The organism is Mesorhizobium monacense, assembly GCF_056781675.1.
On record NZ_CM165567.1, the window covers coordinates 1,149,343 to 1,161,957 of the forward strand.

The window sequence follows — 12,615 nt, forward strand, 5'->3', positions numbered from 1 at the left end:
TCCGTATCTTGAGATCATTCGCGCTCGGTCGGGCGGCATGTCTCCCGGATGGAAGGACTGCGCGGAAAACTCCGCGCAGTCCGTAGCTGTCTGACTTCCTGAGAAATCAGTCGTGCAACCAATTACGCACCATTGTTGTCGCCGGCGTCTTCGCCAGTCAGCGTGTTGGTGAAGTTGCCGCCAACCACGGTCTGATCGACCAGGTTTTCTTGCAGGTTGGCGCCCATCACGATCTGCTGGTTGAAGGCACTGACGTCGATCAGGCCGTCGGCCGAGGCATGGCTGGTGCCGGTCACGAAGCCGTCATCGCCATTGTTCGAGCCCCAGGTCCCGCCGTCGCCGCCGGCACCGCCATCGCCATTGTAGGCGTAGCCGCCAGTGCCACCGGCACCGCCGTCACCAGCGAGGGTGAACCCACCCTTGGCATCGCCGCCGGTACCATCGGCCCATGCACCGCTCAGTGCATGACCGCCGTCGCCGCCAAACGCCCCTGCGAAGCCGCCGAGGCTGTCGCCACCGGTCGCGTCGCCACTGGTGGCCGCGCCACCGGTTCCGTCGCCGCCCGTGCCGCCAGCACCACCGGTGCCTGCACCCACGCCTGCGCCGTAGCCGGCACCGTATCCTGCGCCGAGGGCATCGCCGCCATATGATTCGGAGTTGCCGCCATCGGCATCGGCATTGCCGCCGTCCGACTTGGCGTTGCCGCCGTCAGCATCGGCACCGCCGCCGCCGCCGCCGCCACCACCACCGCCGCCACCACCGGTGGCATCGCCAGCGTCGCTCTTGGCGTCGCCGCCTTCACCGTAGTTCAGGAGCGATAGCTTGCCATCGACATCGAGGCCGTCGCCGCCATCCGACTTGGCGTCGCCGCCAGTCACATCGCCGCCATTGCCGCCGTCGCCGCCATTGCCGCCATCAGCCTTGGCATCGCCGCCATCGGCCTTGGAGTCACCGGCTTCCGCCTTGGCATCGCCGCCGTCTTCCGACTTGGCATCGCCAGCTTCGGCCGCGCCGACGCCGAGACCGAGGCCGAGACCGAGGCCGAGCCCGAGGCCATCGCCGCCGTTGGCGTTGCCGCCATCGCCGGTGCCGCCCTTGGCGTCGCCGCTATCGCCGTCGCCCGCCTTGGAGTCGCCGCCGTCGGCCTTGTTGTCGCTCTTGGAGTCGCCACCGATGGCCGCACTGAGCGCCAGGCCACCCTTGCCGTCGCCGGCTTCGGCGTCGCCGCCCTTGGCGTCGCCGCCATTGCCGCCTTCGCCGCCATTGGCCTTGGCGTCATCGCCGCCATCGCCGCCGCCGCCGCCAGCCGAGATGCCGTCGCCGGCGCTGGATTCGCCACCCTTGGCGTTCAGATCAAGCTTGAAATCGGCGTCGTTCTTGACGGTCGCGTTGTCGAGCTTGTCGTTGTCGTACATGTTCAGGGTCTGGTTGATGATCGACGCGGTGTTGGTTCCGGCGCCGGTCATCGAATTGTTCAGGATGTCCTTGAAGGTGACGTCGTCACCAGGATCATAAGTGACGTTGCCGTCCTTGTTGTTGATCATGGTGTCGATTTTCATGTCGCCGTTGGCGTAGATATCGGCGAAGTCGTCATCGGAGTTTCCGAGCTCACCTTCGAGCTTGATGCCAACGTCGACGTCGACGTCGACCTTGGTCTCGTTGACGTTCTTGTTCTCGTTCGAGTTTTCGTTCTTGGACTCGTTCGAGTTCTTGTTCTCGTTCTCGTTCGAGGACTTGTTCTCGTTCTCGTTCGAGGACTTGTTGTCGTTCTGGTTCTCGTTTTCGCTCTTGTTCTCGTTTTCGTTCGACGCCTTGTTCTCGTTTTCGTTCTCGTTCTTGGCGTCGTTGGTGTTCTGGTTCTTGTTTTCGTTCTCGTTCTCGTTTTCGCCGCCGCCGTCACCGATATCGAATTCGCTGTCGACGATCTGCAAACCGAATGCATTGATGTTGTTCTTGTCGAGGTCGAGAGACATGATCGTGTCCTCAGTTGAGGCCGCGACTGCCGGACCGCATTCTTCTCTTACGCGGTCTTGAGCTGTTCGCGGACGTTGCGTTTAATGCGGTGAATGGATTGTCGGACCGAGGGGACTGAGGTCCGAAATCCGACTTTCATCATAAGTTTGCTTGAGTACCTCCCGTTGACTGGGGAGGGGCAGCTCGATCAGGCAATGCTCGGCCATCGCGCCAGACCTCAAAGATCCGGTCGCTCAGCTACGGCAAAGCCTGGGAGCTCCCCGCTCCTTGTATTGAACACGGGAAGTTTGTGGCCACAGGAGGCTGATTGTAAGCTGACAGTTCGGGCTAGCCCGTTCAATGGAATGGGGCGAAGGGTATTGCAGCTGTCAAATAACCCTGAATTCCGCAATGATTTGCGGTCGCTGTCGTGCCGTTGGACGCCGCCCGCTGTCGAAGCGACGGGGCAAACCGGCAATAGCTCCTCCGAACTATATCAGGCAGGGCTAACTTAGTGTATAAGTCGTTAAGGCTAGCTGTTTTGCGGGGTAGAGGCCCGCGATATCGAAGAAGGAAAAAAACGAGACCAGACAGTGGTCTAAAGTGGTCTAGGTGGGGTGGCAACCATGTCAAACGTCAATAAGCGTAGCACCGTGGGTAGCGGTGCGGGAGAGAGTTGGGCTCGCAGAATTCTACTGACAGTTTCCTCGGCCGACAGCTTTCCGGAATGTCTTGTATACGCAATCGAGAGGGAATTTCCCTTCATAGCGGTGGAACAGGCTACAAGCCTGGAAGCCGCATGCACCACGTTCGAGCATCCCGTTTGCTTGATACTTGTCGACACTGAATTCCTGGACAGGATCGGCGACCATGCCGCCGATCTCATGCGGCTTCATTCGGCGGCACCTGTCGTTCTGGTGCAACACGACAGCCGCGCTCCTGTTTCCGTCCAGGAGGTCTTCGATTCGAAAATCGTGCGCAGTGTCCTGCCGATGGACCTGAAACTTGATGTCTGGCTTTCCGTCATCAGGCTCGTGCTTCGCGGCGGAGAGTATTTTCCGCTGGCCATGTTTCAGTCCCATGCGAAGGGCTCTTCCGACAAAGCTCCGGATGCCGGGCGGGCTCTTCAAGCGGCGAGCAGCGATGGTGGTTTCGATGAGATGGGCGAGCTGACCGAACGGGAATTTCAGATTCTCGAGATGGTCGCTCGGGGATTGCAGAACAAGATCATCGCCGCGGCGCTGCGTCTTTCCGAACATACGGTCAAGATCCATCTGCACAATATCATCACCAAACTCGGCGCCCACAACAGGACCGAGGCGGCTGCGATATTCCATGATCGAAAGGGTACGTTTCTCAACGACATGGAACGAGCAAGGCCGCCGCGCCTGTCTCAATCTTCGCTCTGATTCGACGATGCCCCGCTTTCAGGAGGTCCTGCTCCTCGTTGGCCAGTTGAATTACACCTGGACCAACACTGAAAGCCTGTTGATTTATCTAATTGCCGGCCTGGCGAAGGTCGACAAGGAAACGGCAATCATCATTTTCCTGACGCTGAACACAACTCGGGCACGGATCGAGCTGGTCGAGCGGCTGGCGAAGATGCCGAAAACGTCGGCGCCATGCCGCCAGGCAGTCCTGACTGTTACCGACAAACTTACACGTCAAGCGAAGTTGCGAAATAAATACAGCCATTGCATTTATTCGTTCGATGAAACCGGGAATCATGCAAGCACGCAACTGATGCGCATCGTGGATGGGAAAGACGAGGTAAGGTACGGCAAGATTGAAGAGATAGACGAAAAGGAAATAAATAAAATACACGAATCTATCGATCGCATAAGAGATATAAACAAAGATATATGGTCCATTGTTGAAGAGAATTCATTCCCGAAGTGAGGCGTTGCGTATCTTCGGCGGTGCCGAAGCCCCCAGGGTCAGAAGCTCAAGATGATCCCAGATGGGCCCTGCCGCGCAGGCGATCCGGCGGGCCATCGCGCCTTTCGTCCGGGCCGCATCTACTCCGCAGCGCTCGCGACATGCCGAAAGGTTTTCAACACTGTGTCGCGCAGGGCGAGAGCCTGGCTGTGGCCCGGCTCCAGCCCGATACAGTCATCCAGACTTGCGAGTCCTTCCTCGACGCGGTCGAGCTTCACCAGGGCGAGACCACGATTGTAGTGTGCAGCAGGGACGTCGGGCCTGATGTCTATCGCCAGGCTGATCTGCCGTTCCGCGTCCTCATATCTGCGCTGCTGGAGGCAAATCACGCCGAGGAGATAGCGCACATCAAAATGCCCGGGCTCAATGTCCAGGATCGCGCGATACATCTTTTCCGCCTCAGCCAGCTTTCCGGCTTGGTGCAGGCCGGCGGCGGCGTTGAGATCTTGCGGCAGGCGGGACCGGCGCGCGGTATCCAGCTGCTGAAGCAGCTGAAGTGCCCCGGCATGGTCCGGATCGGCATCCAGGATCTGCCGGCAGGCGCGAGCGGCGCCTTCGAGGTCGCCCGCCTGATGGAGCGCTTTTGCTCTGGCGAGCACGACGGACAGGCTCCGGCCCTCCAGCCTTTCGCGAAGATTGCGCCGTGTCGCCGTGCTCACGAGAAGGCATTCGACCCTGCGCTCGAGACCGCCGAAATCATATTTGTAAGAAAAGTCCCCGGTCTGCAGATCATAGACGGCAAAGCCGCTCTGAATGGCCCAGCGTATGCTGTAGAGATGAAGCGCAAAGCCGGGCGCCGGTTTTTTGATCTCGAGATCACGCCCATTGAGCATGCCGATCAGCGTCCGGTTTTTCCGATCGATCAAGGTGGCCTGCGCGCCGATCGGGTTGTCACCCTGCCAGAGGACGGGAAGATAGAGGGCATCATCCTCGAAAGCGCACCGCAGCATGTTGCGGAAATTGGTCATCATGGCCTGCGGCAGGCCCGGGTGATACCGCGCCGCCAGCTTGGCGCCCCACTGGTTTTCCCAGAACTGAAGAAGCGTCTGCAGGTCGCGTTCCAGCGTCGCGGCGGTGACATCGGTGACCCGATACTCGGTCGCATCGTCGATTGCCCTCAGCGTGCGCCTCGCGGTCTTGCGCGTCGCGGCACCGAGCCTTTCGTTGAGGAATTGTTCCCAATCGCCGGGCAGATTCACATAGACGTAGATGTCATGATCGATGTTATCGCCGTCGTCCGGCCGCCTTACCTTGCCGGTCTGGAATTCGGGGGCGGCAAATTCCCCCAGAAACGCGTCCAGCCGCCGCTGCGACGCAAAGATGTTCTCGAGGTGCAGCCTGGCCCAGCTCAGCTGCTTGGTGTGTTCGGCGAATGCGCGGATGACGGCATCCTGAACGTCCGGATCGCAGATGAAGCCGGCGTAACCGGCGAAGTAGCCGCCTCCGGTCCGCAGCTCGTTGTGGAATGCGCCGTCCCTGGCCCTCTCGGTTCGAAGCTGCAGGGGGAAGAAGCCGAGATAGCCGGATGCCCCGTCTTCTCTTGCGGCCAGAACGATCCATTGGTAGCGAAGTCGCTTGAACCAGCCCGCCATCCATGTCCAGGACATGAAATACTGAGCTTCGGGATCCGCCTCATAGACCGCATCCCAATTGCCTCGCAGCTGAACGAGAGTATCGAAGCTATCGATGACATCCACACGCATGGCGTTGACCTGTGCTCAAAGAGCGTCGGCAAGAGGCGCTGGTCGCGGTACTGAGCTATTTCCCCCGAACCCTTGGCAAAGCCAAGGAATTGCTCTTCATGGTCCCATGGCGGGATTGGCCTTGCAAGACGATCAAACGATTGAGGGATCGCGAGACAGCCAGCCACGAAATCCTGCCGTCAGACCGTCAGGCAATACAGGCTATTTGGCTCGGGCAGCCGACCGGAGCGGTTCGGCTTTCGAAGCGCCAAATCGCTATAAATGTTTGTTTTTACGCAATTCCGGACGAAACCGCTGCGCACTTTTCCTGAAACTGCCCTAGGAGTCGATCTGCGTCCACTTGCCGTTTTCCGACTGGGACTGCCGGGCAAAGTAGTGATAGGAGGTCTGCGACCAATTCCTGACAGCGCCGCTGCGATTGTCGAGGATCAGGTCGCCCTTGTCGGTGCGAACGGTAAGCACCGTGTGTCCCTGGCCGCCAAGCGTCACCACCGTCAGCAGAAGGGCTGAGGCAGGCCAGCCGCGCTTCATGAGCTCGCTCTTCTTCAGGATCGCGAAATCCTCGCAATCGCCTTCTTTCGTCGGGATGCGCCAATCGTCGGCGCTGCCGGCGGAAGGGTCGCTCCGCTCTTTGATCCTGGCGTTGACGGAACTGTTCACGGCCTGCAGTTCAGCCCGGCGCGCCGGTGTGAGCTTAACCTGCTTTACCTGCCCACCGGTGCTGCAGAGCCGTGGCTGCCGGGCGCAGAAGGGACGAAAGGCGGGCGGTGCAAAGGCATAGCCTTTGGTGACCATCATGGCCGCGCTGCCGGAGGTTTGCATGGTTTCGCTGCAGCCGGCCATGGCCAAGGCTGCGGCAATGAGCGCCGCCAAACGAATCACGTTCCGTCCCCTCGAGTTCGTGGTCGGAGATCATGTTCGAGGAATATGGTAAATCAACGTCCGCCAATAGCGTTTGCACGGGTTCTAAAACAATGTATACTTAACAATATGTTTCCGATGGTCGGAAACTTTGATATAGCGCCCAGTTTGGGGACGGGAGCGCCTTTTTTCCCTTAGGAGGAAGAAATGCACCTGTACTCAACCTGCGCGAGCAGGGTTCGCACAACCTTGCTTGTTTCAACCGCACTCTTGGCGGCGACTTTTGTACTCCCAGCATCAGCACAGAATGGCCCTAGGCCGCGGATGACGGCTGCGCAATGCCAGCCGCTGACGGAATCCAACTACGCGCTTTGCTGCATCGCGAGCAATCGCAGCAGTATTCTGAGCCGTGCACAAATCGCAATGTGCCCACCGATCACGACGGCTCTCATCGCAGCCGCTCTCAGCGACGGTGAAGGCGGCGGATCCGGCGGGTCCGGCGGGTCCGGCGGCTCCGGTGGTGGCGGCTCCGGTGGTGGCGGCGATGGCGGCGGCGGAGATGGCGGCGGTGGCTCTGGTGGCTCCGGTGGTGGTTCGGGCAGTTCCGGTGGCAGCGGCGGCTCGGGCGGTTCGGGCGGCGACGGCGGTTCTGGCGGCAGCGGCGGCGGCAGTGGTGGCTCCGGCGGCGACGGCGGTTCGGGTGACTCCGGCAGCGGCAGTGGTGGCTCCGGCGGCTCCGGTGGCTCGGGCGGCAGCTCTGGTAGCGGCGGTTCTGGCGGCAGCGGCGGTTCGGGCGGCTCCGGCGGCGGCGGTGGTTCAGGCGGCAGCGGCGGCTCGGGCGGTAGCGGCGGCTGAGCCTGCCAGCGTACCGCAATCCAATGGAATTCGGGGTGGGCGCCTGCATGGGCGCCCACCTTGTCGTTTGGGTCCTTCGCCGCGGCGCGTGACGAACAAATCCCTTTTTGAGCTCAACCGCCGGCAACCGATGGCTGTGATCCCAACTCCGGCCTTGCCGGCGTTGCGCCTGATGTGGGCGCCGGCCTTTCCGACAGCCGGCTCATTTCGGGGAAATTGGGGATTCCGCGGAAACGGAGCTTTTCATTTCCGATCAGTCGTGATTGATTTTTTGAGCGTTCGTGTTGCGCAGGATAGCCGGAGGGGCTTTGTGCGACTGATCTCGATCATGGTTGAACTTGGTGTGATTGTTGGCAGCCTCGGCCTCGAGACCGAGGCGCAGTGCCGCAATCTGGCGGTGATGGCCACCACGTCAATCCCTGACCCGGCTGAAGCCTTGCGTCTTCAGGAAGAACTGGCGGCCCAGTTTTCCTTACTTTCCTACGGCTCCGGTCTGGGAGCCGAACTCTCACCGCATTGGGACGAAATGCTCGATCTGGTCGAACTGGTGCGCTGCGCCTCCAGCTTGAACTGATCAAACCGAACTGTCGTGCCTGGCGTAGCTGGGGCCGAGAGAGCCTTGGAGCCTCGGCAGTCGGATCGGTTTGACCAACAAGGTTATTGGATCAGGACCAACCCTGACACTGCGCTGCGGTCTCGCCATCGCCAACCCCTTCTCCAGGGCATCCTGAAGACTTGTCGTATAGTGCGCGGTGTCTTCGAGGCCGAAGAAGAAGTTTATGCGATGGGTTTCGCCCCTCTTGCTCATGACAATCCCCGCCGCCCGGAGCGCTTCCTGAACTGTCTTGTACGTCATAGCCACGGTTAACTCCCTGCCGAGTACGTTAAGGTCGCTCTTTTCTGTAACGAAACGGTGACGCTGACTGTGAAACAGGCAACACAGTCCACCCTTGGCTGGACTTTGCACTTCCGCCACCCGGACCTCGCCGCCCGCAAACAGGCGTTTCCAACGACGTGCCGTGGACGATACAAACCTGTTGGGGCCGTACGTGCAGAACGCCGGCATGAGCGGGCAGGAAACCGCTGCCGGTCCACGACCGACAGCCTGGGCACGGGTTGTTGCCAACCTTCAGCGAGCGCCGGCTCCTGCTGCGTTTCGCGGGAGTTTCACTGAGGCCTCACACTGAGCGTCGCGCAGTCGGCCAGAAGCCCGGCCGTTGCTCAGAGAAAGGTCTTTCCGTTCCACATTGCGTCCGGCACCACCACCAGCTTGCCGACGAAATCCTTGGCGATGAAATCGGCCTGTGCGCGGTGGAAATCGGAGAGCTTGTAGACGCCACCAACCAGCGGCCGAATTTTTTGGGCCTCGATGTAGCGCACGATGCGGCGGAAATCCGCCCGTGTGCCCTGGCTCGAGCCGTGGAGCTGTAGCTGCTTGAGATACATGGTGCGAAGATCGAGCTGCACCACCGGCCCGGCAATCGCGCCCGCCGTCGTGTAGCGGCCTTCCGGCCGCAAAATACGCAGCAAATCGTTGAATATCGCGCCGCCGACCAGGTCAGCGACGACATCGATCGGCTTGCCGCCGGTCGCCTCGTTCACGGCAGCCGGCAGTTCTGCGACACCACGGGTGATGACCGCTTCGGCGCCGATGTCGAGCACCGCCTGCTCCTTGCCTTTGCCGACCACGGCATAGGGGATGGCGCCGCGCGCTCGCGCCAGTTGCACGATGCCCGAACCGACGCCACCCGACGCACCGGTGACCAGCACGCGCTCGCCGGCCTTCAGCGCGGCGCGCTCCAGCATCTGCTCGCCGGTGAGGTAGGCGCAGCAGAAGGTGGCGAGCTCGATGTCGCTCATTTCGGTGTCGACGACATGCGCGTTCTCGGCCGGCACCGCCTGGTACTCGGCATAACCACCGTCGCGGCCATGGCCCATATAGTCGATGTCGGCGAGTGAATCGTCGTCGCGATTGTAGATGGAGAAGTCGACCATCACCCGCTCGCCGAGACGAGCAGGCGAGACCCCGTCTCCAACGGCGGCGATGGTGCCCACCGTATCGGTGCCTTGGATGCGCGGAAATGTCAGCGTGTTGCCCTGGCGCCGCCATGTCGACACCGCCGCCGCATCCTCCTCCGTGCCATAGGCACCCTGCCGCACCCAGACATCGGTGTTGTTCATGCCGCAGGCACTGACCTTGACCAGAACCTCACCGGCAGCGGGCGAGGGCACTTTCACGTCGGTGCGGTAGACGAGTTTTTCCGGTCCGCCGTGTCCGGTCAAAAGCACGGCGGCCATTGTAGCGGGGAGGGTTTTGGTCATGGTGTTCATGGGTCGATTTCAAAGGTTGGCAAACACGCTCTTCACGGCATCCACCGTCTTCGCCACCACGATATCGGCCTCTTCGCGGGTCAGGCAGAGCGGCGGCGCGAAGCCGAGGATATCGCCTTGCGGCATAGCCCGGCCGATGACGCCGCGTTCGGCGAGCGCTCCAGCAATCTGCGGCCCAATCTTCTGCGAGGCATCGAAGAACACCCGGTCGTCGCGGTCCTTGACGAATTCGACCGCCGCCAGCATGCCGTCGCCGCGCACTTCGCCGACATTTCTGTGGCCGCCAACGGCCTTGGCAAGCTCGGCGCGGAAATAGGCGCCGGTCTCGCCGGCGTTTTTCACCAAGTCCATCTCGTCGATCAGTTCGAGATTGGCGACCCCTGCGGCAACGCAGATCGGATGCGCTGAATAGGTCCAGCCATGGCCGAGGGAACCGAGCTTGTCGGAACCCTGCGCCAGCACCTGCCACATCTTGTCGGCGACGATGACGCCCGACAGCGGCGCATAGGCCGAGGTCAGGCCCTTGGCGATGGTGATGAGATCCGGCTTGATGCCGTAGTGGTCGGAGCCGAACATCGTGCCCAGCCGGCCGAAGCCAGTCACCACCTCGTCGGCGACCAGCAGCACGTCGTATTTCTTCAGCACCGTCTGGATTTTTTCCCAATAGCCGGCCGGCGGCGGCACGATGCCGCCAGTGCCGAGGATCGGCTCGCCGATGAAGGCGGCGACCGTATCCGGCCCTTCGGCGAGGATCATCTCCTCGAGCTTGTCGGCGCAATATTGCGAGAACTGCTCCTCGCTCTGTGAACGGTCGGAGCGGCGGAAATAGTAGGGCGCTTCGGTATGCAGGATCGGCGTGCGCGGCAGGTCGAAGGTGTTGTGGAACAGGTCGAGCCCGGTCAGCGATCCGGTCATGACGCCGGAGCCGTGATAGCCGCGCCAGCGCGAGATGATCTTCTTCTTCTCCGGCCGCCCCAGCACATTGTTGTAGTACCAGATCAGCTTGATGTTGGTCTCGTTGGCGTCGGAACCTGAGAGGCCGAAATAGACCCTCGACATGCCCTCTGGTGCCCGGTCGATGATCATCTTGGCAAGTGTGATTGAGGCCTCGGTGCCGTGGCCGACATAGGCATGGTAATAGGCGAGGTTCCTGGCCTGGGCGGCAATCGCATCCGATATCTTCTGGCGACCATAGCCGACATTGACGCAATAGAGGCCGGCGAAGGCATCGATGCTCTTCTTGCCATTGTTGTCCCAGACGGTGACGCCCTCGCCACCAACCATGACGCGGGCCGGCAATTCACCACGCGCGTGCATGCCCATATGGGTCGAGGGATGGAAGAAGTGGTCGCGGTCCCAGGCGGCGAGTTCGTTGGACTGTTCGAGCATCTTTTTACTCCTTAGGAAAAAATCACCCGGGTGGCGCTACGCGACGTCGAGGCAGAGATACTTCAGATCGGTGAAGGCTTCGAGCCCGTGGCGTGAGCCTTCGCGGCCAATGCCGGACTGCTTGACGCCGCCGAACGGGACCGGCGCGCCGGTGATCTTGACCCGGTTGACGGCGACCATGCCGTAGTCGAGCGCGCGGCCAAGGCGCAGCTGACGGGCGCCATTTTCGGTCACGACATAGGCGACGAGGCCGTATTCGGTGGCATTGGCGCGAGCGACGACTTCGTCCTCGCTGTCGAACGGCGTCACCGCCGCGACCGGCCCAAAAGTCTCCTCGCGCATGATAAGCGCCTCGTCGGGCACATCGATAAGCAGGGTCGGCTGGTAGAACAGCGGCCCCGCCACATGGCGCTTGCCGCCCGCAAGGCAGCGCGCGCCGAGGGTAAGGGCGTCAACGACCTGCTCTTCGACCTTGCTGACGGCACGCTCGTGCATCAGCGGCCCGATGTCGGTTTCGTCGGCAAGCCCGTTGCCCGTCTGCAGCGCCTCGATGCGGAGCGCAAAGGCGACGCAGAACCGGTCGTAGACCGGCCGCTGCACATAGATGCGGTTGGCGGCGAGGCAATCCTGGCCCGAGGTGGCGAATTTGGCGTCGATCGCGATCGCCACCGCTTTGTCGACATCGGCGTCGTCGAAGACGATCAGCGGCGCATGGCCACCAATCTCCATCACCAGCCGCTTCATCGTCGACGCACTTTGCGCGGCGATCAGCCTGCCGATTTCGGTCGAGCCGGTGAAGCTCATGGCGCGCACGCGCGGGTCCTCGCACATACGCCCGACAATGGTCGAAGCCTTGCCAGTGACCACATTGAAGACGCCGGCAGGCAGCCCGGCGCGCTCGCCGAGTTCGGCCAGCGCCAGCGCCGACAGCGGCGTTTCAGAGGAGGGATGGGCGACGATGGCGCAGCCGGCGGCAAGCGCCGCGGCCGCCTTGCGGGTCAGCATCGCCGACGGAAAGTTCCACGGCGTGACGACGCCGACGACGCCGACCGGCTCGCGCCGCACCATCATCTCGGCGCCAGGCAAATGGCTGGTGACGCTCTCGGCGTTGAGACGCTTTGCCTCTTCCGCATACCACTCGACGAAGGAGGCGGCGTAGTTGATCTCGCCAATCGACTCCCTCAGCGGTTTGCCTTGTTCCAGCGTCATCAGCAGCGCCAGATCCTCGTTTGCGGCGAGGATCAGCTCGAACCATTTTCGCAATATCCTGGCGCGCTCTTGCGGCAGCAGCGCCCGCCAGGCCGGAAAGGCGCGCGAAGCGGCATTGATCGCTTTCGTTGTCTGCCCGGCATCGAGCGCGGCGACGAAGGCGACGGTGGCGCCGGTCGCCGGATCGGTAACTTCAAAGCTTTCCGCTGCCTCGCTTGCCGTCCAGTGGCCGTCGACATAGGCGAGCTCGCGCAACAGCCGGCGGTCGGCGAGGCGGTCGAGCGCTTCAAGGCGGTTCGTGCGGGCAAAATGCGCGGACATCGATCAAGTCTCCCGGTGCCGATGGCGATGCGGAAAGACTATTCGCGCGGGGCAG

General features: G+C 61.9%; 11 protein-coding genes. 4 read left to right on the forward strand and 7 right to left on the reverse strand.

What is annotated here, in order from left to right:
- Nucleotides 1–122: 122 nt before the first annotated feature.
- Entirely contained in the window at nucleotides 123–1,973 is a 1,851-nt protein-coding gene (locus AC1RUK_RS05390) for a hypothetical protein (protein ID WP_481836472.1), read from the reverse strand.
- A gap of 606 nt (nucleotides 1,974–2,579) precedes the next feature.
- On the opposite strand from AC1RUK_RS05390, the gene AC1RUK_RS05395 reads away from it, so the two are divergent.
- Both AC1RUK_RS05395 and AC1RUK_RS05400 read left to right on the forward strand, forming a co-directional pair.
- On the forward strand, nucleotides 2,580–3,362 hold the full coding sequence (locus AC1RUK_RS05395) for a helix-turn-helix transcriptional regulator (RefSeq protein WP_481836471.1): 783 nt from the start codon (nucleotides 2,580–2,582) through the stop codon (nucleotides 3,360–3,362).
- Nucleotides 3,363–3,369: 7 nt separating this feature from the next.
- On the forward strand, nucleotides 3,370–3,852 hold the full coding sequence (locus AC1RUK_RS05400; protein ID WP_481836470.1) for a hypothetical protein: 483 nt from the start codon (nucleotides 3,370–3,372) through the stop codon (nucleotides 3,850–3,852).
- A 119-nt stretch (nucleotides 3,853–3,971) separates the two neighbouring features.
- On the opposite strand, the gene AC1RUK_RS05405 is transcribed toward AC1RUK_RS05400, so the two are convergent.
- Both AC1RUK_RS05405 and AC1RUK_RS05410 read right to left on the reverse strand, forming a co-directional pair.
- A complete protein-coding gene (locus tag AC1RUK_RS05405) occupies nucleotides 3,972–5,483 on the reverse strand; it encodes a GNAT family N-acetyltransferase (RefSeq protein WP_481840199.1) in 1,512 nt (503 codons plus the stop codon).
- 429 nt (nucleotides 5,484–5,912) lie between these two features.
- Nucleotides 5,913–6,437, reverse strand: coding sequence for a transglutaminase-like cysteine peptidase (locus AC1RUK_RS05410; RefSeq protein WP_425374492.1), 525 nt, complete (start codon nucleotides 6,435–6,437; stop codon nucleotides 5,913–5,915).
- A 441-nt stretch (nucleotides 6,438–6,878) separates the two neighbouring features.
- On the opposite strand from AC1RUK_RS05410, the gene AC1RUK_RS05415 reads away from it, so the two are divergent.
- A complete protein-coding gene (locus AC1RUK_RS05415) occupies nucleotides 6,879–7,310 on the forward strand; it encodes a hypothetical protein (RefSeq protein ID WP_481836468.1) in 432 nt (143 codons plus the stop codon).
- An 88-nt stretch (nucleotides 7,311–7,398) separates the two neighbouring features.
- Nucleotides 7,399–7,884 (forward strand): hypothetical protein, encoded by a 486-nt coding sequence (locus AC1RUK_RS05420; RefSeq protein ID WP_481836467.1) that lies wholly within the window; start codon nucleotides 7,399–7,401, stop codon nucleotides 7,882–7,884.
- Here AC1RUK_RS05420 and AC1RUK_RS05425 read toward each other — a convergent pair whose 3' ends face one another.
- From AC1RUK_RS05425 to AC1RUK_RS05440, 4 genes are all read right to left on the reverse strand, one after another.
- Nucleotides 7,885–8,166: a hypothetical protein gene (locus AC1RUK_RS05425; RefSeq protein ID WP_481836466.1), complete on the reverse strand. Its 282-nt coding sequence runs from the start codon at nucleotides 8,164–8,166 to the stop codon at nucleotides 7,885–7,887.
- Nucleotides 8,167–8,531: 365 nt separating this feature from the next.
- A complete protein-coding gene (locus tag AC1RUK_RS05430) occupies nucleotides 8,532–9,641 on the reverse strand; it encodes an alcohol dehydrogenase family protein (protein WP_481836465.1) in 1,110 nt (369 codons plus the stop codon).
- Nucleotides 9,642–9,650: 9 nt separating this feature from the next.
- Entirely contained in the window at nucleotides 9,651–11,030 is a 1,380-nt protein-coding gene (locus tag AC1RUK_RS05435; protein WP_481840200.1) for an aspartate aminotransferase family protein, read from the reverse strand.
- Between the two features lie 36 nt (nucleotides 11,031–11,066).
- Nucleotides 11,067–12,560: an NAD-dependent succinate-semialdehyde dehydrogenase gene (locus tag AC1RUK_RS05440; RefSeq protein WP_481836463.1), complete on the reverse strand. Its 1,494-nt coding sequence runs from the start codon at nucleotides 12,558–12,560 to the stop codon at nucleotides 11,067–11,069.
- Nucleotides 12,561–12,615 lie beyond the last annotated feature (55 nt).

Bases quoted from the DNA above. Each gene is read 5' to 3' on its own strand.
- AC1RUK_RS05390 (WP_481836472.1), bottom strand. From the start codon at position 1,973: ATGTCTCTCGACCTCGACAAGAACAACATCAATGCATTCGGTTTGCAG.
- AC1RUK_RS05395 (WP_481836471.1), top strand. From the start codon at position 2,580: ATGTCAAACGTCAATAAGCGTAGCACCGTGGGTAGCGGTGCGGGAGAG.
- AC1RUK_RS05400 (WP_481836470.1), top strand. From the start codon at position 3,370: ATGCCCCGCTTTCAGGAGGTCCTGCTCCTCGTTGGCCAGTTGAATTAC.
- AC1RUK_RS05405 (WP_481840199.1), bottom strand. From the start codon at position 5,483: ATGGCGGGCTGGTTCAAGCGACTTCGCTACCAATGGATCGTTCTGGCC.
- AC1RUK_RS05410 (WP_425374492.1), bottom strand. From the start codon at position 6,437: ATGGCCGGCTGCAGCGAAACCATGCAAACCTCCGGCAGCGCGGCCATG.
- AC1RUK_RS05415 (WP_481836468.1), top strand. From the start codon at position 6,879: ATGTGCCCACCGATCACGACGGCTCTCATCGCAGCCGCTCTCAGCGAC.
- AC1RUK_RS05425 (WP_481836466.1), bottom strand. From the start codon at position 8,166: ATGACGTACAAGACAGTTCAGGAAGCGCTCCGGGCGGCGGGGATTGTC.
- AC1RUK_RS05430 (WP_481836465.1), bottom strand. From the start codon at position 9,641: ATGAACACCATGACCAAAACCCTCCCCGCTACAATGGCCGCCGTGCTT.
- AC1RUK_RS05435 (WP_481840200.1), bottom strand. From the start codon at position 11,030: ATGCTCGAACAGTCCAACGAACTCGCCGCCTGGGACCGCGACCACTTC.
- AC1RUK_RS05440 (WP_481836463.1), bottom strand. From the start codon at position 12,560: ATGTCCGCGCATTTTGCCCGCACGAACCGCCTTGAAGCGCTCGACCGC.